This window comes from Janthinobacterium sp. GMG1 (assembly GCF_034427795.1).
Lineage (GTDB): Bacteria > Pseudomonadota > Gammaproteobacteria > Burkholderiales > Burkholderiaceae_D > Janthinobacterium.
In genome coordinates this window covers 85984-108344 of sequence record NZ_JAXQNT010000005.1, presented here as the reverse complement: position 1 = coordinate 108344, position 22361 = coordinate 85984, and the positions used below count along the sequence as shown (strand labels likewise).

Annotated in this window: 20 protein-coding genes; 14 read left to right on the top strand and 6 right to left on the bottom strand. The window is 60.2% G+C overall.

The window, feature by feature from the left end; translation table 11 throughout:
- Positions 1 to 121 precede the first annotated feature (121 nt).
- The 7 genes from tssF to SJI03_RS15305 all read left to right on the top strand — a co-directional run bounded on the left by tssF (position 122) and on the right by SJI03_RS15305 (position 9377).
- Positions 122 to 1927, top strand: a complete 1806-nt coding sequence (gene tssF / locus SJI03_RS15335) for a type VI secretion system baseplate subunit TssF (RefSeq protein WP_322427755.1) — start codon at positions 122 to 124, stop codon at positions 1925 to 1927.
- Positions 1891 to 2916 carry a type VI secretion system baseplate subunit TssG gene (gene tssG, locus SJI03_RS15330; RefSeq protein WP_322427754.1) on the top strand — a complete coding sequence of 342 codons (1026 nt, stop codon included), beginning with the start codon at positions 1891 to 1893 and terminating at the stop codon, positions 2914 to 2916. The genes tssF and tssG overlap by 37 nt, the downstream gene beginning before the upstream one ends.
- Positions 2913 to 3200 (top strand): PAAR domain-containing protein, encoded by a 288-nt coding sequence (locus SJI03_RS15325; RefSeq protein WP_416208751.1) that lies wholly within the window; start codon positions 2913 to 2915, stop codon positions 3198 to 3200. Before tssG ends, SJI03_RS15325 begins: the two co-directional genes overlap by 4 nt.
- A gap of 12 nt (positions 3201 to 3212) precedes the next feature.
- Positions 3213 to 5810: a type VI secretion system Vgr family protein gene (locus tag SJI03_RS15320; protein WP_322427753.1), complete on the top strand. Its 2598-nt coding sequence runs from the start codon at positions 3213 to 3215 to the stop codon at positions 5808 to 5810.
- Positions 5807 to 7717 carry a hypothetical protein gene (locus tag SJI03_RS15315; RefSeq protein ID WP_322427752.1) on the top strand — a complete coding sequence of 637 codons (1911 nt, stop codon included), beginning with the start codon at positions 5807 to 5809 and terminating at the stop codon, positions 7715 to 7717. Before SJI03_RS15320 ends, SJI03_RS15315 begins: the two co-directional genes overlap by 4 nt.
- Positions 7718 to 7719: 2 nt before the next feature.
- The gene (locus SJI03_RS15310) at positions 7720 to 8826 is read left to right on the top strand and encodes a T6SS immunity protein Tli4 family protein (RefSeq protein WP_322427751.1); all 1107 of its coding nucleotides are present in this window, start codon (positions 7720 to 7722) and stop codon (positions 8824 to 8826) included.
- A gap of 71 nt (positions 8827 to 8897) precedes the next feature.
- A complete protein-coding gene (locus tag SJI03_RS15305) occupies positions 8898 to 9377 on the top strand; it encodes a GNAT family N-acetyltransferase (RefSeq protein WP_322427750.1) in 480 nt (159 codons plus the stop codon).
- 4 nt (positions 9378 to 9381) lie between these two features.
- On the opposite strand, the gene SJI03_RS15300 is transcribed toward SJI03_RS15305, so the two are convergent.
- The 5 genes from SJI03_RS15300 to SJI03_RS15280 form a co-directional block, all read right to left on the bottom strand.
- Positions 9382 to 9570, bottom strand: a complete 189-nt coding sequence (locus SJI03_RS15300) for a hypothetical protein (protein WP_322427749.1) — start codon at positions 9568 to 9570, stop codon at positions 9382 to 9384.
- Positions 9548 to 9925 (bottom strand): DUF2750 domain-containing protein, encoded by a 378-nt coding sequence (locus tag SJI03_RS15295; protein WP_322427748.1) that lies wholly within the window; start codon positions 9923 to 9925, stop codon positions 9548 to 9550. The genes SJI03_RS15300 and SJI03_RS15295 overlap by 23 nt, the downstream gene beginning before the upstream one ends.
- An 85-nt stretch (positions 9926 to 10010) precedes the next feature.
- Positions 10011 to 10394: an Imm1 family immunity protein gene (locus tag SJI03_RS15290; protein ID WP_099378719.1), complete on the bottom strand. Its 384-nt coding sequence runs from the start codon at positions 10392 to 10394 to the stop codon at positions 10011 to 10013.
- Positions 10395 to 10396: 2 nt separating this feature from the next.
- The gene (locus SJI03_RS15285; protein WP_322427747.1) at positions 10397 to 12037 is read right to left on the bottom strand and encodes a SulP family inorganic anion transporter; all 1641 of its coding nucleotides are present in this window, start codon (positions 12035 to 12037) and stop codon (positions 10397 to 10399) included.
- A 67-nt stretch (positions 12038 to 12104) separates the two neighbouring features.
- Positions 12105 to 12674, bottom strand: coding sequence for a TetR/AcrR family transcriptional regulator (locus tag SJI03_RS15280; protein WP_322427746.1), 570 nt, complete (start codon positions 12672 to 12674; stop codon positions 12105 to 12107).
- Positions 12675 to 12800: 126 nt separating this feature from the next.
- Between SJI03_RS15280 and SJI03_RS15275 the strand changes: the two genes are divergently transcribed.
- The 3 genes from SJI03_RS15275 to SJI03_RS15265 all read left to right on the top strand — a co-directional run bounded on the left by SJI03_RS15275 (position 12801) and on the right by SJI03_RS15265 (position 17087).
- Positions 12801 to 13778, top strand: coding sequence for an SDR family oxidoreductase (locus SJI03_RS15275; RefSeq protein WP_099378716.1), 978 nt, complete (start codon positions 12801 to 12803; stop codon positions 13776 to 13778).
- Between the two features lie 3 nt (positions 13779 to 13781).
- Positions 13782 to 14657 carry a Ku protein gene (locus tag SJI03_RS15270; protein WP_322427745.1) on the top strand — a complete coding sequence of 292 codons (876 nt, stop codon included), beginning with the start codon at positions 13782 to 13784 and terminating at the stop codon, positions 14655 to 14657.
- A 105-nt stretch (positions 14658 to 14762) separates the two neighbouring features.
- Positions 14763 to 17087, top strand: coding sequence for a PAS domain S-box protein (locus SJI03_RS15265; protein ID WP_322427744.1), 2325 nt, complete (start codon positions 14763 to 14765; stop codon positions 17085 to 17087).
- Here the strand turns inward: SJI03_RS15265 and ligD are convergent.
- Complete coding sequence (gene ligD, locus SJI03_RS15260; protein WP_322427743.1) at positions 17071 to 19569, bottom strand: DNA ligase D; 2499 nt, start codon at positions 19567 to 19569, stop codon at positions 17071 to 17073. The two genes, SJI03_RS15265 and ligD, sit on opposite strands and share 17 nt — an antisense overlap.
- A gap of 213 nt (positions 19570 to 19782) precedes the next feature.
- Between ligD and SJI03_RS15255 the strand changes: the two genes are divergently transcribed.
- The 4 genes from SJI03_RS15255 to SJI03_RS15240 all read left to right on the top strand — a co-directional run bounded on the left by SJI03_RS15255 (position 19783) and on the right by SJI03_RS15240 (position 22361).
- Positions 19783 to 20094 (top strand): hypothetical protein, encoded by a 312-nt coding sequence (locus SJI03_RS15255; RefSeq protein WP_099378712.1) that lies wholly within the window; start codon positions 19783 to 19785, stop codon positions 20092 to 20094.
- Between the two features lie 222 nt (positions 20095 to 20316).
- Positions 20317 to 20658 (top strand): hypothetical protein, encoded by a 342-nt coding sequence (locus SJI03_RS15250; RefSeq protein WP_307778610.1) that lies wholly within the window; start codon positions 20317 to 20319, stop codon positions 20656 to 20658.
- 223 nt (positions 20659 to 20881) lie between these two features.
- Positions 20882 to 21901, top strand: a complete 1020-nt coding sequence (locus SJI03_RS15245; protein WP_322427742.1) for a serine hydrolase — start codon at positions 20882 to 20884, stop codon at positions 21899 to 21901.
- Between the two features lie 115 nt (positions 21902 to 22016).
- The gene (locus tag SJI03_RS15240) at positions 22017 to 22361 is read left to right on the top strand and encodes a hypothetical protein (RefSeq protein ID WP_099378708.1); all 345 of its coding nucleotides are present in this window, start codon (positions 22017 to 22019) and stop codon (positions 22359 to 22361) included.

Below are 22361 nucleotides of genomic sequence, written 5' to 3'. Positions count from 1 at the left end.
GCCAGCCTGGTAGTCCTTGATGTTGCGCAGCAACCCTGTTCAATTATTTGCGCAAACGCAATTTACCTTGGAGCAAACGCTCGGATACTGGCCATTCCGTCGCAAACACAGGAAAAGAGAGATGGAGGACTTGCTGCCGTATTTCGAACGCGAGCTGGTGCTGCTACGGAGACATTGCCGTGAATTCTCCGAACGCTATCCGAGAATCGCCGGCAAATTGCACATGTCCGGCGAGTCTTGCGAAGATCCGCACGTCGAACACTTGATCGAATCGGTGGCCATGCTGGCGGCGCGCATCTCGAAACGGCTCGATGACGACTATCCGCAATTTACCGAAGCCCTGTTCGAAGCCCTGTTCCCACATTATCTGCGTCCCTTTCCATCGTGCACCATCGTTCACCAGTCCGCCCCAGCGGCTGGAGCGGGCGTAGTGCACCTGCCGGCCGGCAGTGAAATGGACGCAACGCCTGTGTGCGGCGTGCGCTGCCGCTTCAAGACGGTCTACGACATGACGACAGGTACATCGGTACTGGAAAGCGCGGTTTTCGATGCGATGATCAAGCCGCCGCCAGGCGTGCGCCTGCCCGCATCAGCCAGTTCCTCATTGAACATCCGCATCCGGCATCTCGACGCGGCACCCGCATCACTGCGCGTGTTCATCGATGGCGAAGCTTCTTTTTCCGCCGCATTGCGCGATGCCTTGTTCCTGCAGACAGTCTGCGCTTTTGTGTCCATCGATGCGGTGCAATGGATGACCTTGCCCGCATTGCCATTGACGCCCGTCGGCTTCGGCGACACGGAGGGCGTGATACCTTTCGGTGCCCGTTCGCAGCCGGCCTACCGCATCCTGAGCGAGTATTTTGCATATCCTGAAAAATTCAATTTCTTCGACATCGATATCGCGGCGCTGAGTTCTGCTCTGCCGCCTGGATGCCAGTGCTTTACCCTGCATCTGTGCATGGCCGGTTTGCGGCCCGATTCCTCTGCGGCGCGCATGCTGTCCAGCATTTCCAGCGACAACTTGAGGCTAGGCTGCAGTCCTGCGGTCAATCTCTTCCGCCAGGAAGGCGTGCCGATTGCCGTCACCCGGCAGAAAACGGACTACTCCGTGCTGGCCCATGCGACCCATGCCCATGGCTACGAAGTCGTCACTGTCGATGCGGTGCGTTTGCTGCGCCAACGCGGAGGCGAAAGCACGCTAACCGAATTTCGCCCGCTGTACAGCCTGCGCCATGGCGAGGGTGCGGCGCAACAAGGACACTACTGGGTCATACGCCACGACATGGCTTTGGCCATCAACAGTCCTGGCCATGAAAAGAAAATCACGCTGGTCGACAGCGACTTCAATCCCTTAATCCATGAAAAGGCCAGCCTGTCGCTGTCGCTGACATGCAGCAACCGCGATCTTCCGCTGTCGCTCAAGTACGGCCAGCCGCAAGGAGACTTGCAACCGTACGGCGGCGGACCTGCACTGCACATGCTGCGGCGCCCCAGCCAACCGCGGCGCTTTTCACCGGGCGCGGGCCTGCACTGGCGCCTGATTTCGCACCTGGCGCTGAATCATCACGCGCTGGTCCAGGATGGTCTGCCGGCGCTGCGCGAAATGCTGACGCTGTATGACCTGTCCCAATCAGCAAGCTCGCAACGCCAGATCGGCGGCGTCGTCGCGCTGACGCATTCGCCGACCACGACATGGCTGCGGCACAAGCGCGGCACCTCGCTGGCGCATGGCGTGGAGGTGCGCATCACGCTTGACGAGGAAGCGTTCGTCGGCACCAGCATGCACCTGTTTGTGCAGGTGATCGATCACTTCCTTGGGCTGTATGTGCAAATCAACAGTTTCATCGAACTGGTGGTGCTGTCAGGGCAAAGCGGAGAGGAGCTGATCCGATGCAAACCAAGAAGCGGCCTGCAGAATCTGGTGTAATACACCACTTGCTGACCGAGCCCTACCGCTACCAGTTCGTGCAGGCGGTGCGTATTCTGCTGTGCTGGCTACATCGGCAGAACGTATCCCATGCGCAAGCCTTCGGCCAGGTGTTGCGCTTCAAGAACAGCGTGTCCTTGAGTTTTCCCGCCAGTGAAATCGAACAGCTCTCGCTCGACGAGAATGAACAGCTGACCTTGATACCGACGTTCATGCGTTTTCTGGGCGTCGGCGGCACCTTGCCCTTGCACCACTCGGACCGCATCGCCGCCTACCGCTTGTCGAGCAAAGACGCTGGCGTCTCGGCCTTCCTCGATATCTTTTCGCACCGCATGGTCGCGCTGTATTACCAGGCGTGGGAAAAGTATCGACTGGAATCCACGCTGCAGACCCAGGCCACGGATGTGCAACTGCCTTTGCTGATGGCACTGGCTGGCGTGCGGCGCGCGGCGCTGCCGTCGAACGGCGAACCTGATGCCGTGACGCAGGACGTCGCAGCCTGGTACGCTGGTCTGCTGCGCTGCCGCCCCGTCTCCGCGCAAGCGATTGGCCCCGTGCTGGCCGAGTACTGCGGCGTCCCCGTCACCGTGCAGCAATTTGTCGGTGGCTGGGACTATCTGGAAAGAAACCGCCGCAGCCTGCTCGGCAGTGTCAACTTTAGCCTGGCGCGCGGCGCAACGCTTGGCCTGCGGCTGTGGCGCCAGGACATGCGCGTCTGCCTGCATATCGGTCCGCTCGATCCCGCTGGCCTGCAACGTTTCCTGCCGCGCAGCACAGGCGCGGCGGTACTGGCAAAGATGCTGGCGCTGTTTGGCGTACCGGACTTGCAATATGAAGTACGGCTGATATTAAGTCCGCCATGCATTACCCCCCTGCTCCTGAGCGCCAACCCGTCAGAAAGACGGCGCCTGGGCTGGACGACGTTCTTGCAGACAGCACAAGGCAAGGTGCGCGGCACCGAAGTGCGTTATCTGCTGCAGCTGGCTTGAGCAGTTCATCCCTGGAAAGCGAGGCAAGCATGAAACATGCAGGACGCGGCGTCATCCGGCTTGGAGACGCAACCGATCACGGTGGCAAGGTCACCAGCGCATCATCCGGCAGCACCGTGATGGGGAAGACGGCGGCGCTGGCCGATGACACCACTTTCTGCCCCAAGTGCAAGGGCAGCTTTGCCATCACGCCGGACGGCGCTGGCGCAAAACACATGGGCAAGCCGTACGCCTATGACGGCGATGCCACCGCCTGTGGCGCCCACCTGATCACATCGCTTTAACGGAGGCAGGTCATGCATGCAAGCATCCAGGCGGAACTTTCGGCCTTCGACCTCGCCGCGCAAGAACGGCGCCTGCTGAAAATCGATTTCCCACATGCAGATGGACCAGGTGGCGCCATCCTGCTGGTCAATTCGCTGAGCGGCACGGAAGAGGTGTCGCGCGACTTCCGTTTCGAGGTCGAACTGCTGTCCGATGACGCGCATATTGCGCTCAAGGCCATGATGGGCCGCATGGTGACCATTTCCATGGTGCGCGACGATGGCACGCTGCGCCACTTCAATGGCTATGTGGGCGAGTTTTGCCTGCTGCGCGCCGATGGCGGCTTTGCGTGGTACCGCATGGTGCTGCAACCATGGCTGGCCTTCGCCCGGCTGCGCCAGGACAGTGTTTCATTCCATGGTCAAAGCGTGATGCAGTTGACCGAGGCAACCTTTGCCCACTACGAACAGCGCGACTGGAAAACCAGCATCCATGGCGACGACCCACAGATCACCTGCGCCAACCAGCACAATGAAACCGACTACAACCACCTGCACCGGCGCTGGGAGGCGCTGGGCTGGCATTACTGGTACGAACACCGCGCCGATGGCCATACCTTGTGGCTCGCAGACAACAGCACCCTGGCTGACATGATCGCCACGGTGTCGGGTGACGGCGCCATGCGTTTTCACTCCGAATCGGGCTCCATGGAAGACGATGGCCTGCAACAGTGGCAAGCCGTGCGCCGGATCGGCTCCGGGCAGCTGACACTGGCCAGTTTCGACTATAAGAATCCACAGCCACGCCTTGCCAGCGGCTACTCCCTGAATCGCCAGGGTGATGTATTTGCCCACGAACTGTATGAAAACACGGGCGCCTACGGTTATAAAAATGTCGATGATGGGGAGTCTCTGGCACAGCGCCGCATGGAAGAAAGCGACCATTTGCGCCAGTACTTCGAGGCGGCAGGCAATCACCGCAGTGCTCAGCCCGGCCATTGCTTCCGGCTTGATGGACATTTCAGCGCCGAGGAAAAACGCTACCAGCCCGGCCAGGAGCGCCCTGACAGCATCGCCGAACGCGAATACCTGATCCTGTCAGTCGAGCATAGTGCCAGCAATAATTATCAGGCCGGCCCCAGCGCACCCTCGCATTATGCGAATAAACTGGTGTGCCTGCGCCGGGACATCCGCTGGCGGCCGGGCCGTGGCTACAACAGCACGCCATGCATCGTTGCCGGCGTACAGACGGCACTCGTCGTCGGACCGGCCGGAGAGGAAATCCATACCGATGCCCTGGGACGCATCCGCCTGCAATTTCACTGGGACCGCCTGGGTGAATTCGATGAGCGCAGCTCGCCATGGATACGAGTCATGATGCCGATGGCGGGGCCGCAAATGGGACAGATCACCTTGCCGCGCGTGGGCCAGGAAGTCGTCGTGCAATTCCAGGACGGCAATATCGACCATCCCATCGTCATCGGCGTGGTCTACAACAGCGCCAATCCGCCGCCGTGGCAGCTGCCACAGCAGCGCGCCCTGTCCGGCTTGCGCAGCCGCGAACTGGGCGCCCGCAGCGCCAACCACCTGGTGCTCGACGATACCAAGGGCGCGATCCAGGCACAGCTGCGCAGCGAGCACCAGGATAGCCGGCTGTCATTGGGCAACATCACCCGCATCGACGACAACGCCGGTCGCAAGGAAGCGCGCGGCGTCGGTTTTGAATTGGCCAGCAACGCCTGGGGCGCCTTGCGCGCAGCCAAAGGCATGCTGATCACCACGGAAACGCCGACAGGCGGCGGCTCCGTCAAGCAACTCGACGAAACACAGGCCCGCCTGGCGCAAGCACGCCAGCTGCAGCAAGGCCTGGCCGTGATGGCCGTTAATGCCGGTGCGCAAGACAGTGCAACACAACAGGGCGCCGTCGCCGACTCCATCCAGCGGCAAAACGCCGCCATCAAGGGCGCCGGCGGCGATTTCCCGGAGCTGTCCGAAGCGCATTTGCTGCTGGCCAGTCCGGCCGGCATCGAGCTGAGCACGGCCCAGTCCATCCACCTGGCCGCCGGCGAGCATGTGGCGCTCACCAGCAGCAAGCATATTTCACTCGCCAGCGGCGACAGCATGTTTGCCAGTATCGCCAAGACCTTCAGCTTGTTCGTGCACAAGGCCGGCATGAAACTGATCGCCGCCAGCGGCAAGGTGGCCATCCAGGCCCACAGCGACGAGGTGGAAATCCTCGCCCAGAAAGTCTTGTCGCTGATCAGCGAAGCGGACTGGGTCAACATCAAGGGCAAAAAAGGCGTACGCCTGCACGGCGCCAACCACATGCTGGAAATCAGCGACAAGGTGCAGTTCTTCACCTCTTCCCCCGTGCTCTTCAACGGCAACCTGGAAACCTTGGCGCCGAAGAGCGTGTCGCAGGAATTCAATGAGAGGCCAGTAACCCGTTTTGATCAGGCCGTTCGCTTGCTGGAAGTGGACGGAAAACCTGCACCCGATATCGCCTTTGAACTCATACGTGACGACGGCAATATTATTAGCGAAAAAAGCGGCGTTGACGGGCTAACGCCACTACAAAAAGGAGATGGCATGGACAGCTATACGATACGTTATAAGGGAGAATTGCCATGAGTGATGATAACGACTTGAATGAACACGGCAATCACCAAGGTGAGTTTCGGCAGAGTGTTGGCGGATGGGCTGAATACACCGTCAATATGACAGAAATAAACGACACGATCCGTCATGACGTTACTGTTCCTCCTAAGAAAATAATTCCTATCATATTTTTACCCGGGGTTATGGGTAGTAATTTACGCATGAGTAAGGTACGCCAAAAAGAACTGGATAAATCCGACAATATCGCCTGGAGGCCAGACGACATGTTGGACGCCGCCGGAAAAATGAATGCATTCGAAGGCAATGGAATTGGTGGGTGGTTTAAAACCGCATCACCGGCGCAGCGCCAAATGGCTCTTGACCCAAATGAAACCGAGGTTGAATATTATATATACACCGAAAACAAAGGGAGATTTGAGCCTAGTGGAAGCATTACCGTTACTTCTGATACACGGCATAAAAATATTCCGCATGATCTTCCTGAAGTTCCTCCATTAATTACAATCAGCAAGAAAAAACGAGCCGAAAATGCATCCTACAAGTCACCAGGCGTACTGGACACCTACCTTCCTCCAGATGTGCGTGAAACCCCTGCACAAATTGCCAGATGGCGAGGTTGGAGCGAAATACTTTTTACAGGTGCCTATGGAGAGATGCTAAAAACTACAGAATTTTTCATGAACAACATAATAAAAAAAGGGGAAGTATTACCTAGCTGGCGACAGAAATCATCAAAAGTTGAAAGAAGTTCACATCCTGAAATTAGCACGCTGTTGATGAAAAATCCTCAGGAATTTGGGGCATCCTCTGGCACGGCCATTACCGAGGTCGATCTTAAAATAGTAGCTCCATGCTGGTACCCGGTTCATGCTATGGGTTACAATTTCCTGAAGAGCAACGCAGACTCCGCAAAAGTAATTGCTGACCGAATACGTGGTCTTGTCGCAGGTTATGAGAAATGTGGATTTAAATGCAAAGAAGTAATCATTGTCACGCATAGTATGGGCGGGTTATTAGCGCGTGCCTTGATACATCCAAAGTACGGGAACATGATTAATGATAAAAAGGTAAATATATTGGGTATTTATCATAATGTCATGCCATCGACAGGTGCAGCAGGCGCGTATAAACGCATGCGGTTCGGATTCAAGGAAAAATTTGGCATTAAGAGTGATATCGAAGCTAAAATTCTTGGCATTGACGGCAGGCATGCCACGGCCGTTTTGGCGAACGCACCCGCTCCATTAGAAATGATGCCCGGCGCAGCCTATGGTTCGAACTGGCTCAAAGTAGTCGATTCAAAAGATCAAGTGCTATGGAGTTGGCCTTCTGAAAAACAAACCGCATTGAATAGCATTTATCTGCAGCCAGCAAATAATTGGTGGCGACTAATCAATCCACTATGGATTAATCCCGCCAATATTGCTGACGGCCGAGGCGGCGGATTGGAAAATGTAAAAAAAAGATTAATAGAGGCTTCCGTTTTTTTAAAATCAATAGAAAATTCTTTTCACAACATAACCTATGCCAGTTATTGCAAATCAAAAGAATATCTTAGTTATGGTGAAATAATTTTTAAAATTGTTGACGGAATGAATGGAGGATTATTTGATTTTTCAAAAAAAGATAAAATTCCACCTTCAGAACAATGGAAATTAGTTAGTGACGATGCTAAAGGCACATTAACAGTTCAAGCTGGATCGCGCATATTAAAGTTAAAATTACAAGAAGCGGCAGCTCCCGGAGACGATACTGTTCCAGCAACCCATTCTGCGCGCCATATTAAAGGTAACCTTTTTCAGCACGGAGAGAAAGAAGGAACAGGGTATAAACATCAGGATAGCTACGCAGACAAAAAAGTTCTCGCATCAATGCTCTACTCCATAGTTCAGATCGCAAAAAAAGCAGATTGGACCTAAGAATGAAAATTATTTTTGGAAAAATTCTCATATTGGCAATAATTTTTTCGTCAATGATGAGTTGCACGCGAGGCTACACAAACAAGGAGGAAGTCGTGTCTGGAACAATAAGATTAAATAATCGCCTGAGCGGCATTTTTTCAAAAACAAAAATATTATGTTTTGGTCGCTACGCATTGACAGTCCCCATCGACACAAAATTAATAATAGGGAGCCAGAGTGTTGACACATTTAAAACCCCACCAGAAAGAGTTTCAGCCAGAATAAATGAAGACATAGAACAAATATATTTCAAAAGTGAAACCGCAAACATCATGTACAACAAAGAAGGACCTATAGAAAATAGCTGGCAATTACGCTATTATGAAAGTGACGTAGCCAAGGAGTTAAATCTTCTCTATTTTAAAACATATATAACTAAAGGAAATATCACATTCATCGCAAGAGATGCGATGACAAATAAGCAAAGAGAGGAGGATGTGGCTAAGCGACAGCATGTTCTCGCCAAAAATATTCGACTGCGTGATGAAGATGACACTCCTGAGTATCCCGGGCTTTGCCTCGAACATGGTTTTTTGGCGGAACAGTTGTATAAGACGCAAGAAATCGATAGTGCAGGTATTTATATTCCAGGCCTTCCTGATGTACGTTTTTCCATCAGTTCAAACAAAGATGCATATGGTGATTACCCACCCGAACAGTTTGAGAAAGAGGAACGGGAAGAATTGTCTTTGCTTAACCGTATACAAAGTGCAAAAGATATACAGGGTAGCGACTACCCCAAGCGCACCTTGCTGCGCGAAGGCAAGCGCACCGTCCAGCACTGGAAAGGCGAAGAGTCGCTGATACGACGCACCGATGGCGTCCATGATTTTGAATGGGCATTGGTAGGCAAACCGAAAGACGTCGCGAATCCGTCCGTGCTGGAAGTCAAGATGTACACCAAAGTCGCCCACAACATGGTCGGCGCCGCCGAAGCATCGTCTCTGACCGACGAGGAGGCGATCGCATTGTGGGACAAGCTCCTGTCCGGTCTGAAGTTCCGGGTGAAAGTGCCGGGCGCGCCGCCGGGTTCGTACTACATCGATCCGGACAAGCCAGCGCAGTGACAGCTGAATAAGCTCATGCTGGCGCCATGCCAGCCATTGCGCTAGCATGGCGTTTTACCCGGAAAGCTTCCATGGCCATCATCCTGCGCCCCGCCCTGCCCCTTGATATCGACGCCCTGTGGGCCCTGCGCACGGTGGCCGTGCGCGTCAGTTGCGCCACGCATTATGCGCCGGAGCAAATTACTGTCTGGACGGCTTCGCCTGTGCCGCCCGCGTATGCCGCCATGCTGGCTGCGGGTGGCGGCATCGTGGCGATGCAGGACGAGGCCATTGCCGGCTACGCCATGCTGGACGTCGTTAAACACGAAGTCGATGCCGTGTTTGTCGATCCCGCGCACGCGGGTCTCGGCATCGGCAAGCGCCTGCTGGCGGCGCTGGAGCAATTGGCGCGCGAGCGCAGCATTGCGCGGCTGCACCTGTCTGCGTCGCTCAATGCCGTGGCGTTTTACCGGGCCGCAGGTTTTACGGCCTTGCGCGAGGAAGCGTATGCGCACCCCAGCGGCATCAGCCTGGCCAGCGTGGCCATGGAAAAGGCGCTGGCGGCCGCCTGAGCCTTCAGTCGTCCATCCCAGCCGCTTCGGACTCGGCCAGGCATTGCTGCAGTTTCGCGATCAGGGCGCGCACTTCGTCGCCGCCCAGGTCCAGCGGGTCGCCCTGCGCGCCGACGGCGATCAGGCAGATGGCCGAGCCGTCGTACCAGGCGTCCAGGCGTTCCTTGCCCTCATTCATATTGCTCTGACTCATGTTGCAAATCCCTCAGTAAATCATCTGGCGCCGCGATGCTGGCGCTGCCTTGCGGCACGGGAAACACGGAAGCCAACTGGCCATTGTTCGCCATGCCAGGCAGCCACTTGTTCAGGAAATCACCAAGCGCGATGGCGCGTGGCTGGAAATGTTCCCAGTCGCCGCTGGCGCACGCCTGCGCGAATGCCGCTTCCGGCCAGAACGGGATGGCGACCTTGCCACCGACTTGCGCCGTGGCCCAGCCATCATGGTACAAGCCCCACACTTCTTGCGTATCGGCTACCTTGCGCACGCAATAGTCGTAGCGCTGCTGCGCCGGCAACTGGATGACCTGTTTGATTTTTTCAGGATGCACGGTTTCCCCCTACTCCGTCCCAGACCCGTAACTCCGGCCCGCACCAGCCCGTCGCCATGTGATGGTTTGCGTGGTTTGCAGCATCTCAATCCGCTTCCCACGCGATGGCGGCCGGCCGCGCGCCGCCTGTCTTGAAGAACGCGACGAAGGCGCGCTGACATTGTTCCACGTCCACGCACCATGCTTCCGGATACTCGTCCACCTGGCCATTCGACAGCAAATAGCTGCAGACGCCGTCCGCTTCCTCGTCGCCCAGCGAGTGAAAACTCAGGTCGTCCTGTCCCGACAGATACATCAGCCAGGCATTGCCGCCATTGCGCAGCATGCACAGGGCCGGGCCCTGCTCCGCCTCGGTTGCCTGGGTCAGCCACAGCTCGCACTGCGCCAGGGCGCGCGCTTCGAGCAGCGCCTGTTCCAGCACGCTGATGCTATCAATCACGCGCGGCTCGCCGTGCAGATTCAGTTCCATGTTCACGCGTTTTCTCCACTTAAATCGGCCGTCGCCAGCGCCGTGCTCAGGTACAGCTTGCCGCTCAGGTCCTGCAGCAGGCTGCTCTGGCGCAAACGGTCCATTACGGGCCCTTTCACTTCGGCCAGGTTCAGGCTGATACCGCGCTTGCTCAGCGCGCTGTTGAGTTCGATCAAGCCCAGCAGGGCCGTAATGTCGATCTGGTTGACGGCCGACAACACCAGCACCAGGTGGCGCGCCGTCGGGTGGCCGCGCAACTCGTCTTCCACCCTCTCCGTGACGGCTTCGACGTTGCCGAAGAACAGGCCCGCATCGATGCGCAGCAGCAAGACGTCCGGCAAGGTTTGCGCCTCGTAGCGCTCCACGTTGCGGAAGTGCTCGCTATTCGGGATACGCCCCAGCACGGCGATGTGCGGGCGGCTGGCGCGCCAGATCAGGGTGCCCATCGACAGCAGCACGCCGATCACCACGCCCGCTTCCACGCCCAGCACCAGCACGCCGGCCGTGGTCGCCAGCAGGGCCAGCGCATCGCTGCGGTCGTAGCGCCACGACAGTTTCAAGGTATCCCAGTCCAGCAGGCTGCTGACGGCAAAGATGATGGTGGCCGCCAGGACCGGCAGCGGGAGCAGGGCCAGCCAGCCCGTGGGCGCCACCAGCGCCAGCGCCAGCAGGCCCGCCGTGATGATGCTGGCCAGCGGCGTATTCGCGCCCGCCTGGAAATTGACGGCCGAGCGCGAAATCGAGCCCGTGACGGGGAAGCCGCCCGACAGCGCGCTGGCCACGTTGGCCGCGCCCAGGCCCAGCAGTTCACGGTTGGTATGCAGCTTTTCGCCGCGTTTTTGCGCCAGGGTCTGGGCGGCGGACATGCTCATCAGGAAGATGATGAAGGCGATCAGCAGCGCCGGCGACAACAAAGTGCGCCAATGGGCGCCGGACGTGGCCAGGTTCAGGCCCGGCAAGCCGCTGGGCACGTGGCCCGTCGTCTGCACGCCCATCGCGTCCAGGCCGCCATACGCGACGAGCGCGATGCCGGCCAGCACCAGCGCCATCGGCGCCAGGCGCGCGCCCACGTCGGCCGCCACCTTGTTCAAGCCACAGCGCTGCAGCAGGCGCGACAGATAGCGCTTGGCAAGCCACAGAAACAGCAGGCCGGACAATCCGAGTACGAGGCTGGGCGTGTGCCAGTGGGGAAGCGTCGCGCCCAGCAAGGGCGTGATCTGGCCCCAGATGATCAGGATCGCGGCGCCATTGCTGAAACCGCTGATCACGGGGCGCGACAGGAAACTGGCCATGAAACCCAGGCGCAGCACGCCGCACAGCAGCAGGACGAGGCCGCTGATGAAGGCCAGCTGGGCGGCCAGGACGATATACAGGGAGGAACCGGGGTCGGCCAGCGGCGCCAGGGCGGCCGCCGTCATCAGGGAAACGATGGCCATGGGGCCCACCGATTGCGTCATGCTGCTGCCGAACAAGGCGTACAGCACGGGCGGCAAGATGCTGGCGTAGATGCCCACCACGGGCGGCAAGCCGGCCACCAGCGCGTAAGCCATGCCTTGCGGCACCATCATCATGGCGACAACGATACCGGCAGTAATGTCTCCGGCCAACAGGGGACGCCGGTATTGCCTGAGCCAGAGCAGCATGGATGATCCCGAAATCTGAAAACCGAAGCCTATCATGCGACGCGACCGGCTGACAGGGGGGATATGCTCACTCTTGCAACAATTGCGCCTTCACGGCATCGAGGATTTCCTCGGACAAGGCTTCGTCATCGACGGAACGGGCCAGCACCATGGCGCCCACCATGGCGGCAAACGTCGAAATGGCCTGCTGGCGCCGTTCTTCCGGCGCACCGTCGGGCAGCAAGCCTTCCAGCAGCGAGAACTGCTGCTGCGTCGCTTTCGTAAACGCGGGACGCGCACCGGGCGACATGCGCGCCGCATCGACGCCCATGGCCGCCGCCGGGCAGCCGTCGCCGGGCTGGTCGCGGTGCCGGGTAGTCAGATAGTTGTCGATGATCACCGGCAGCGCCCGCTGCGGATCGCTGGCGACCTTCGCCCGCCAGCCTTCCAGCGATTTCTCCAGCGCATGCTGGCATGCCTCGATCATCAAGTCTTCCTTGGACGCGAAATGCCCATAGAAGCCGCCATGCGTAAGGCCCGCGTTCTTCATCAGGTCGGCCACGCCGATGCCGTCGTAGCCCTTTTCACGGAACAACTTGGCCGCCACCTCCACGATGCGCTCGCGGTTCAGCGCCGCCTGCTCCCTGCTCACTTTCATGCTGCCTCCCACATTTATGTCAACCATCATATAACTTTACGCCTGTTTGCGCCACTCTGTTAGCAAGCGCACCGTTTGATGCCGGCGCCGCGCCGATACTGGATCTTCGTTTTCAGGGAGGCCAGCATGAACGAAAACAAGGATCAGTCCGCAGGCAACTTGCAACGCGCCATCCAGCAGGAGCAAGATGGCCGTGATGCCGCCAAGCCAGACAAACGGGCCAGCAAGCCCCCCGTGCAGACGGGCAGCCGCAGCCAGCCAGCTCCTCCCCTGCCCGCCCAGCACCTGGCCAAGCCCGGCATCGAAGCGCAAATGGAATTGCAACCCCGCTTCCTGGCGCCCGACTATTGCGGCAGCGGCAAGCTGGCCGGCATGGTGGCCATCATCACGGGCGGCGATTCGGGCATCGGCCGCGCCGTGGCCGTGCTGTACGCGCGCGAAGGGGCCGATATCGCCATCATTTACCTGAACGAACACGCGGACGCCCACGAAACCAGGCGCTACGTGGAAGCGGAAGGCCAGAGCTGCCTGTTGATTGCAGGCGACGTGCGCGACCAGGGCTTTTGCCAGCAAGCCGTCAGCCAGGTGCTGGACAAGTTCACGCACATCGACGTGCTGGTGAATAACGCCGCCTTCCAGGAACACGCGGAATCGCTGCTCGACCTAAGCGAGGAACGCTTCGACCTCACCATGAAAACCAATGTCTACGGCTACTTTCATATGGCCAAGGCCGTGCTGCCCCACTTGCAGCGCGGTGCGTCCATCATCAACACGGGCTCCGTGACGGGTTTGCAAGGTTCGAAGCACTTGCTCGACTATTCCACCACCAAGGGTGCCATCCATGCGTTTACCATGGCGCTGGCTGGCAACTTGCTGGACAAGGGTATCCGCGTCAACGCCATCGCGCCCGGCCCCGTGTGGACACCGCTCAACCCGGCTGACAAGTCGCCCGAGGATATCCAGACATTCGGCGCGGACACGGACATGCGCCGCCCGGCCCAGCCGGAAGAACTATCGCCCGCCTACGTCTTCCTGGCTTCGCCCGTCTGTTCCAGCTATATCAGCGGCATCGTCCTGCCCGTCACCGGCACGGTGGGGGGCTAGGCGATGGCGCGCGCACTGTGGAAAGGCGCCATCAGCTTCGGCCTCGTACATATCCCTGTCGAACTGATTTCTGCCAGTCTCGACCATGAACTGGATTTGTCCATGCTGGACCGGCGCGACTTTGCGCCCATCGGCTACAAGCGCTACAACAAGAAGACGGGCAAGGAAGTCGAGTGGGACGACATCATCAAGGGCTATGAATACAAGACGGACGAGTACGTGGTGCTGTCCGAGGAAGATTTGAGGCAAGCCAATGTGAAGGCTACGCAAACCGTCGACATCTTGACCTTTGTCGATGCGGTCGAGGTGCCGCTGACCTTTTACGAGCACCCGTATTACTTGCTGCCCGCCAAGGGTGGCGAGAAAGTCTATGCGCTGCTGCGCGAGACCTTGCGCAAGGCCAATAAAGTGGGCATCGCCAGCGTGGTCATGCGCACCAAGCAGCATTTGTGCGCGCTTGTGTGCGTGGGCGACGCCATCGTGCTCAACACCCTGCGCTACGCCGACGAGCTCCGTCCCACGGACGACCTCGATTTGCCCGGCAGCGGCCTGAAGGCGGCGGGCATTTCCGACAAGGAACTCAAGATGGCCCTGTCGCTGGTGGAAGGCATGAGCGAAGCATGGGAACCCGGGCAATACCACGACAGCTACCGCGAAGACGTGCTGGCGCTGGTCAAGAAAAAAATCAAGGCGAAACAGACCAAGACCATCACGCCGCCCGCGCCCGATACAGCAGAAGAGCACGGCAGCAACGTCATCGACCTGGTCGCCCTGCTGCAGCAAAGCCTGGGCAAGAAAGCGCCCACCACGCCGGCCCGCAAGGGCGCGGCCTCTTCCACAGCCGGCAAACCGGCGCCTTCCAGGCGTAAGGCGTCCTGAACCACCCACCCGCTCCGGCAGCCTCCGTCATCAGATAAATGCATTGACTTTGACCAGGCTTCTCGCTACGTTATGCACACAGCCTGCCACCCGGCAAGCCCTGTCATGCGTGCGGAAAAAATGGATGCCGAGTTAGATCAGCTTATCCTCAGTGGCGCCCCAGGCGGCGTTGTCATCACGAACGAAGAGCATGCCGTCGTGCGCTGGACGGCCGGGGCGCAGCGCATTTTCGGCTATGCCAGCGACGAAGCCCTGGGCCACACGCTGTGGGAACTGATCTCGCTGCCCGGACAGGCCGAGGCGGATCCGCTGATCAACGAGCAGCTGATCCTGCACGGCAGCTACGACCGCGAATCGCTGCGGCGGCGCAAGGATGGTGAACTCATCTACGTCGACGTGGCATGCCAGGCCGCGCAGGCGGGGGCAGACGGCCCCCGCTACCTGATTTCCACCATGAAGGACACGACCTTGCTGAAGGCGGCGCGCGACGCCCAGTTCGTCAACGTGCGCTACCGCGTGCTGTTCGAATCGACGCCGGACAGCGTCATCATGGTCAATGCCACGGGCGCCATCGTGCTGGCCAACCAGCAGGCGCAGCGCCTGTTCGGCTATGCGGAAGGCGAATTGAGCGGCAGGCAAATCGATAGCCTGCTGCCGCAACGCCTGCGCCATGCCCACGTGGGGCACCGCGCGCGCTATTTCGACCAGCCTCGCACGCGCACCATGGGCGCCGACCTGGAATTGCTGGGCTTGCGCAAGGACAACGTCGAATTCCCCGTCGAAATCAGCCTGTCGCCGATCCAGACGGAGATCGGCACCTTCGTCATCAGCGCCATCCGCGACGTCAGCGACCGCCGGCGGGCCGAGCAGAAGTTCCGCGGCCTGCTCGAATCGGCGCCGGACGCCATCGTCATCGTCAACGGCGATGGCGAGATCGTGCTCGTCAACTCGCAGGCGGAACGCCTGTTCGGCTACTCGCGCGCGGAGTTGCTTGGGCGCAATGTGGAAGTGCTGATCCCGGCCCGCTATGCGATTGACCATCCGCACCACCGCCAGTCCTTTTCCACGGCGCCGCGTGCCCGCTCCATGGGCGCGGGCCTGGAACTGTACGGCTTGCGCCGCGATGGCACCGAGTTTCCCGTCGAAATCAGCCTGTCGCCGCTGGAAACGGATGAAGGCGTGCTGGTCTCGTCGGCCATCCGCGACATCACGGAGCGCAAGCGCATCGAGCGCACGCTCAACGAACAGAAAATCGAACTCGAACGGGCCAGTCAGGCGAAAGACCGCTTTCTTACCAGCATGTCGCATGAATTGCGCACGCCGCTGAACGCCATCCTCGGCTTTGCCCAGCTGCTGGCCAACGAAGCCTTGCCCGCGACCGCGCTGCAAAAGCGCACCTTCGTGCACAACATCGTCACTTCGGGCCGCCACCTGCTCACCCTGATCAATGAAATCCTCGACCTGGCGAAGATCGAATCAGGCAGCCTGAGCCTGTCGATGGAGGCGGTGACGCTGCCCGCGCTGATCGAGGAAGTCCGCGTGATGGTGGAGGAACAGGCGCAGCAGCGCCAGATCCACCTGGTCTTCCCGGCCTGCGAGGCGCTGACGCTGAGGGCCGACCATACGCGCCTCAAGCAAGTGCTGCTGAACCTGCTGTCAAACGCCATCAAGTACAACCGCCCGGCCGGCAAGGTGGAACTGGAAATCTCGCAGCCCGGGGCGCAGCGCGTGCGCATCGCCATCCGCGACACGGGCAAGGGCCTGGATGAGGCGCAGCTGGCGGAACTGTTCCAGCCGTTTAACCGCCTGGGACAGGAGGCGGGCAGCGAGGAAGGCACGGGCATCGGCCTGGTCGTCACCAAGCGCCTGGTCGAGTTGATGGGCGGCAGCATGGGTGTACACAGCTGCATCGGCGTGGGCAGCGTGTTCTGGATCGAACTCGATACGATGGCTGCGCCACCCGCCGCGCAGGCGGAAACGGAATACCTGCCCGAGCCCGCCGGCGACGCCGGGGACGATGCAGGTGGCCAGGCGCTGCTGCTGTACGTGGAAGACAATCCGGCCAGCCTGCGCCTGGTGGAAGACATCGTCAGTTTCCTGCCCCACCTGCGCATGATCTCGGCCACCGACGCCCGCCAGGGTATCGCGCTGGCGCTGGAACGCCGCCCCGATGTCATCCTGATGGATATCAACCTGCCCGGCATGAATGGCAACCAGGCGCAGCGCATCCTGCGCAACGATACGCGCACGGCGCACATCCCCGTCATCGCCCTGACGGCCAATGCCATGAAGGGCGACATCCGGCACGGCCTGGCTGCGGGCTTTTTCCGCTACCTGACCAAACCCGTCGAGATTCCCCAGCTCAACACTGCCATCGAGGAAGCGCTGCAGCTGGCGCGCGCCGTCCTGCCGTTCAAGCCGGAGGACTAAAGGCCAGCTTTTTCATCGCCGCATCGAGTCCTTTCGCGCTGCGCGCATAGCCATCCCACGGCGCGTTGCCCACGTCGAGGCGGCTGTGGACATTGCCTACGTTCCATTGATCGCCCGCCTTCAGCTTGTCGAGCTCTTCCCAGGCCAGCGGCACGGAAATGCCCAACCCCGACCGCGTGCGGGCCGACCACGCACACACGGTGGTGGCGCCCTTGCCATTGCGCAAATAATCGATGAATATCTTGCCGACGCGGTTAGCCGGTCCGCTTTTCAAGACAAAGCGCTGCGGAATAAGCTGCGCCATGTGCGCCACGATCGCTTGCGAAAACGCCTTGACCGTATCCCAGTCGTGTTTCGGGCGGATCGGCACGACCACGTGCAAGCCCTTGCCGCCGCTGGTTTTCAGCCAGGCGGGCAAACCCAGCTCCGTCAGGAAGGCGCGCAGCAGCACGGCCGCTTCGCAGATGGCGGGCCAGGCCACGCCCTTGCCCGGGTCCAGGTCGAACACCAGCCGGTTCGGCGTGTCGTAGGCGCTGGCCAGCGCGTTTTGCGTGTGAAACTCCACCACATTCCACTGCGCCGCCGATAACAAACCTTGCAGGCTGGCCACTTCCAGCATGGGCGCATGCTCGGGATCGAGCCGCGCATCGAGCTGCTTGACGCCGGGCATGGCCGATGTCTCCGCATGCTTCTGGAAGAACAGCTCGCCGCCCACGCCCGCCGGCGCGCGCACCAGAGAAACGGGCCGCCCCTTCAAATGCACCAGCATCAGCTTGCCCACCAGCGCGTAATAGCGCACCAGGTCGATCTTCGTCGCGCCACTGTCCCTGTCGATCACCCTGTCCGCATGGCTGACCTTGAAACTGGCCGGCAAGACGCCGTCCGGCATGGATTTGCTGTGCATGGTCTTCTCCCTGTCGATGTGCTGCGCCCGCTCGCGCACGATGGCAGCCGGTTGTTTGTCCTCGCGCAAGCCGTGGAACACGGCATGGCGCACGGCGCCGCCACTGGTCCATTGCGCAAAACTGACTTCGGCCACCAGTTGCGGCTTGACCCAGATGGGCTGGCGCACGCCGCCCGCCTTGCCGACGAACGGACTCGTTTCGATGGCCAGCGCATCGAGCCGCCGCCGCAAGTCGCGCAAGGCGGCATCGTCAAAGCCGCTGCCCACATTGCCCGCATAGCGCAGCTTGCCCTGCGCATCATGCACGCCCAGCAACAGCGACCCGAGCCCTTCGCGCGCGCCCTGCGGCGCCGTATAGCCGCCGATGACGAATTCCTGGCGCAGCCCGCATTTGAGCTTGATCCAGTCGCCGGAGCGGCGCATGACGTAGGACGAACCGCGCCGCTTGCCGATCACCCCTTCCAGCCCCAGGCGACAGGCGTGATCCAGGATCTGCTGCGGCGCAGCATCGAGCGTGGCGCTGAAACGCACCAGGGGCGACGCGGGCAAGCGCTGCAGCAGCTGTTCCAGCAACGCCCTGCGCGCTTCCACGGGCTGGCCCCGCAGATCGTGGCCATCGAAATACGGCACATCGAACAGGTAATACACGATGGCGCTGGTCGTTTCCGCATCAAACGCGCGCTGCAAGGCGCCGAAATCCGGGTGGCCGCTGGCGTCGTTGACGACGATTTCACCGTCATACCAGCCTGGCGGCAAGCCCTGCTGCTCCAGTGCCTGCCGCAACTTCGGCAGTTTCGCCGTCCAGTCATTGCCATTGCGCGTCATCAAGCTGACCTGTTTGCCATCGCAACGGGCAAGCAGGCGGTAACCGTCAAATTTCACTTCGAACAGCCAGTCTTGCGCATCTGGCGGCGGCGCATCGGCCAGGGTGGCCAGCTGGGGCGACAGGGTGGCGGGCAGCCTGGCGGCTGGCGCAGCGGCCTGGGCCGCACGCTTCTTGCGCTTGGGCATGGCCTTGTGCTTGACGCTGTCGGGCAATTCGTCCACGACAGAAAATTCCAGTGCCGGCCGGGCATAGGCGTCTTTTTCCTTGATCAGCAGCCAGGCGGGCTGCTTTTCGCTGCGTTTGTCTCCCTTGCCTTTCATGCGCACCAGCACCCAGTTGCCCTGCATCTTGTGGCCGTACAGGGTAAATTTCAGTTCGCCGGCCGCCAGCGCCTTGCGCGCATCGGGCGTGGCCGGCTGGGGCTGCCACATTCCTTTATCCCAGATGATGACCTTGCCCGCGCCATACTGTTTTTCGGGAATCGTGCCTTCAAAACTGGCATACGAGACAGGATGGTCTTCCACCTGCACCGCCATGCGCTTGTCGCGCGGATCATAGCTGGGCCCTTTCGGCACGGCCCAGCTTTTCATCGTGCCGTCCAGCTCCAGGCGAAAATCATAGTGCAAGCGGCTGGCCCAGTGCTTCTGGATGACGAAGGTGAGCGCCTCGCCCGCTTCCTCGTCGCCCCCCGCAGGCTCGGGCGTGACGGCGAAATTGCGCTTGGCTTGATAGGTTTTCAAGGCGGCTTTCATGGCGGACCCATGCAGTAACGATGGCCTTGAGTCTAGGCCGCTGCGGTCCCTGGCGCGGTACGCCAGCTAACAGAGTGCCTGCCCCGGCAAATGTAAGTGTTTGTAATTAGATCGAATCGCTGTCAACGCTATTGCCGTACGGCGCGTTTTTGGCTCAGTGACAGGGGAAATGCATCTCCTGAACTACAACCCCACTTCTAGAGGAACTGCACCATGAAAAAAGTAATCGCTACTCTGATCGCCGGCTTGTTCGCTACCGCAGCCTTTGCTCAAACGCCAGCCGTGCCTGCCAAGGCCGAAGCCAAGCACACCAAGGAAGTGGCAAAAGCAGAAGCCAAGGAAACCAAGGCCGTCGTGAAAGCCGATGCGAAAGAAGCCGCCGTCGCCGCCGATGCCAAAGCCGATGTCGCCAGCGCCAAGGCCGACGCCAAAGCAACCAAGGCCAAAGCCCATCACAAAGCCAGCAAAGCCAAGGCCAAGGCTGACGAAGCCAAAACTGAAGCGACCGCAGCAGCAGCCAAATAATCAGTTCCGCGCGTTTTCCGCGCCAGACAAAAAGACAGCTTCGGCTGTCTTTTTTCATTTTCACCACCACATCATGCAGCAACGTCCTTTAAAACACCCGATTGTAAGAAAGTGTAAACAAGGTCAACGGTAACCTTGCGGGGCGCGTTTTATGCTCAGTGACACGGGAATCATCCCTGCACCAACAGACATACCAGACAAACCACCACCGAGGACTGCACCATGAAAAAAGCAATTGTTACCCTGATCGCCGGCCTGTTCGCTACCGCAGCCTTCGCCCAAACCCCTGCCGCTCCAGCAGCATCGGTTCCCGCCAAGGCGGAGGCGGCCCACACGAAAGCCGTGGCCAAGGCTGAAGCCAAGGAAACCAAGGCCGTCGTGAAAGCCGATGCCAAGGAAGCGGTCGTCGCCGCCGATGCGAAAGCCGATGTGGCCAGCGCCAAGGCCGACGCCAAAGCCACCAAGGCCAAGGCCCATCACAAGGCCAGCAAAGCCAAAGTGAAAGCGGATGCGGCCAAAGCGGCGGAAGCCGTTCCCGCAGTGCCGGCAGCGCCAGCGAAGTAAGCGCGAACGACGTCACGGGAGCGCGTCCGCCGGGTCTGCGCTTGCGTGGCTACGCCGATTACCAGGGACAGCTTCGGCTGTCCTTTTTGCATGGCGCGGCGACAAATGACATGGCTTCCTGCGCGCCTTCATGCAAACTTCATCGAACAGGCCAGCTTGCACGCGACAAAACGACGCACATGAGGGACACTGGCACTCCGACCATCGCCGCGAAGCCTATCCCATGCGCCACCTGCCCTTGTTCCTGATTACGGCCCTGTGCCTGCCTTGCGCCGCCAGCACCCAAGACACCCCCGCCACCATCGCGCAAGTCCTGCAAGCCCAGGACGGCGACAGCCATGGCGACTTGCGCGCCGTCGTCGTGCTGCGCGATGGGGCCGTCGTGGCCGAGCGCTATTACAACGGCGAGACGGCCGACACCCTGCACGACATCCGCTCGGCCGGCAAGAGCATCACCGCGCTGCTGGTGGGCGCAGCCGTGGCGCGCGGCCAGCTGGCGACAACAAAAACAGTGGGCGACTACTGGCCCGAAGTCGCTGGCAGCCCGGCGGGCAAGGTCGTCCTCGACGACTTGCTGACCATGCGTTCGGGCCTGGCCGCCTTCGATGAAGACGAACAGTCGCCAGGCAATGAAGACAAGCTCGATGAAGCGTCCGACCCCGCCGCCTTCGTGCGCGGCGTGCCTGCCGCTGCGGCGCCGGGCAGCATCTACCGGTACAACTCGCTGGGTTCGTACATCGCGGGGCGCGTGGTGGAAAACGCCAGCGGCGCCGACCTGGAAGATGTCGCAGCCAAGGCGCTGTTTGCGCCACTGGGCATCACGCGCTGGAGCTGGGGCCGCGACGTGGCACACCACCCGAAAGGCCAGGGCAATCTGTCGCTGCGCGCGCGCGACACGGCAAAAATTGGCCAGCTGGTGCTCGACGACGGCGCAGTTGACGGCAAGACGGTGATCGACGCCGCCTGGATCAAGGCCGCGCTGGCGCCGCGCGTGGCCATCGGCGCCGTGGACCGCTATGCCGACAGCTACGGCTATTTCTGGTATGCGAAGACGCAGGACATCGCAGGACAAAAGATCACCGTGCATTTCGCTTCGGGCAATGGCGGCAACAAGATCTATGTGATACCCGCGCGCCGCATGGTGGTCAGCATCGCATCTGGCGCGTACGGCAAGGCTTATGGACAGCGCCGTTCGGAAGACATCCTGAAGGCCATCCTGAAGGCGGATGCAACGCAGATGTAAGCGTTTGTAATGACCGTCAACGCATGCGTCCGGGGGCGCGTTTTATGCTCAGTGACACGGGAATCATCCCGGCACCAACAGACATACCAGACAAACCACCACTGAGGACTGCACCATGAAAAAAGTAATTGCTACCCTGATCGCCGGCCTGTTCGCAACTGCAGCCTTCGCCCAAACCCCGGCAGCACCTGCGGCAGCGTCGGTACCCGCCAAAGTGGAAGCGGCCCACACCAAGGCCGTCGTGAAAGCGGACGCCAAGGAAGCGCAAGCCGTCGTCAAAGCGGATGCCAAAGAAGCGAAAGCAGTCGTCGCCGCCAAAACGGACGTCGCCAGCGCCAAGGCGGAAGCGGCCACCACGAAAGCCAAGGCACACCACAAGGCCAAGAAAACCAAGGCCAAGGCTGACGAAAAGCTGGCATCGGCCACCGCCGCTGCACCAGCACCAGCTCCTGCCAAGTAA

Excerpts from the sequence above, each read along its gene's own strand:
- tssG (WP_322427754.1), top strand. The coding sequence starts at position 1,891 with ATGCAAACCAAGAAGCGGCCTGCAGAATCTGGTGTAATACACCACTTG.
- SJI03_RS15315 (WP_322427752.1), top strand. The coding sequence starts at position 5,807 with ATGAGTGATGATAACGACTTGAATGAACACGGCAATCACCAAGGTGAG.
- SJI03_RS15255 (WP_099378712.1), top strand. The coding sequence starts at position 19,783 with ATGAAAAAAGTAATCGCTACTCTGATCGCCGGCTTGTTCGCTACCGCA.
- SJI03_RS15285 (WP_322427747.1), bottom strand. The coding sequence starts at position 12,037 with ATGCTGCTCTGGCTCAGGCAATACCGGCGTCCCCTGTTGGCCGGAGAC.
- SJI03_RS15280 (WP_322427746.1), bottom strand. The coding sequence starts at position 12,674 with ATGAAAGTGAGCAGGGAGCAGGCGGCGCTGAACCGCGAGCGCATCGTG.
- ligD (WP_322427743.1), bottom strand. The coding sequence starts at position 19,569 with ATGAAAGCCGCCTTGAAAACCTATCAAGCCAAGCGCAATTTCGCCGTC.
- SJI03_RS15275 (WP_099378716.1), top strand. The coding sequence starts at position 12,801 with ATGAACGAAAACAAGGATCAGTCCGCAGGCAACTTGCAACGCGCCATC.
- SJI03_RS15245 (WP_322427742.1), top strand. The coding sequence starts at position 20,882 with ATGCGCCACCTGCCCTTGTTCCTGATTACGGCCCTGTGCCTGCCTTGC.
- SJI03_RS15300 (WP_322427749.1), bottom strand. The coding sequence starts at position 9,570 with ATGAGTCAGAGCAATATGAATGAGGGCAAGGAACGCCTGGACGCCTGG.
- SJI03_RS15320 (WP_322427753.1), top strand. The coding sequence starts at position 3,213 with ATGCATGCAAGCATCCAGGCGGAACTTTCGGCCTTCGACCTCGCCGCG.
- SJI03_RS15310 (WP_322427751.1), top strand. The coding sequence starts at position 7,720 with ATGAAAATTATTTTTGGAAAAATTCTCATATTGGCAATAATTTTTTCG.
- SJI03_RS15290 (WP_099378719.1), bottom strand. The coding sequence starts at position 10,394 with ATGGAACTGAATCTGCACGGCGAGCCGCGCGTGATTGATAGCATCAGC.
- SJI03_RS15240 (WP_099378708.1), top strand. The coding sequence starts at position 22,017 with ATGAAAAAAGTAATTGCTACCCTGATCGCCGGCCTGTTCGCAACTGCA.
- SJI03_RS15250 (WP_307778610.1), top strand. The coding sequence starts at position 20,317 with ATGAAAAAAGCAATTGTTACCCTGATCGCCGGCCTGTTCGCTACCGCA.
- SJI03_RS15270 (WP_322427745.1), top strand. The coding sequence starts at position 13,782 with ATGGCGCGCGCACTGTGGAAAGGCGCCATCAGCTTCGGCCTCGTACAT.
- SJI03_RS15265 (WP_322427744.1), top strand. The coding sequence starts at position 14,763 with ATGCGTGCGGAAAAAATGGATGCCGAGTTAGATCAGCTTATCCTCAGT.
- SJI03_RS15305 (WP_322427750.1), top strand. The coding sequence starts at position 8,898 with ATGGCCATCATCCTGCGCCCCGCCCTGCCCCTTGATATCGACGCCCTG.
- tssF (WP_322427755.1), top strand. The coding sequence starts at position 122 with ATGGAGGACTTGCTGCCGTATTTCGAACGCGAGCTGGTGCTGCTACGG.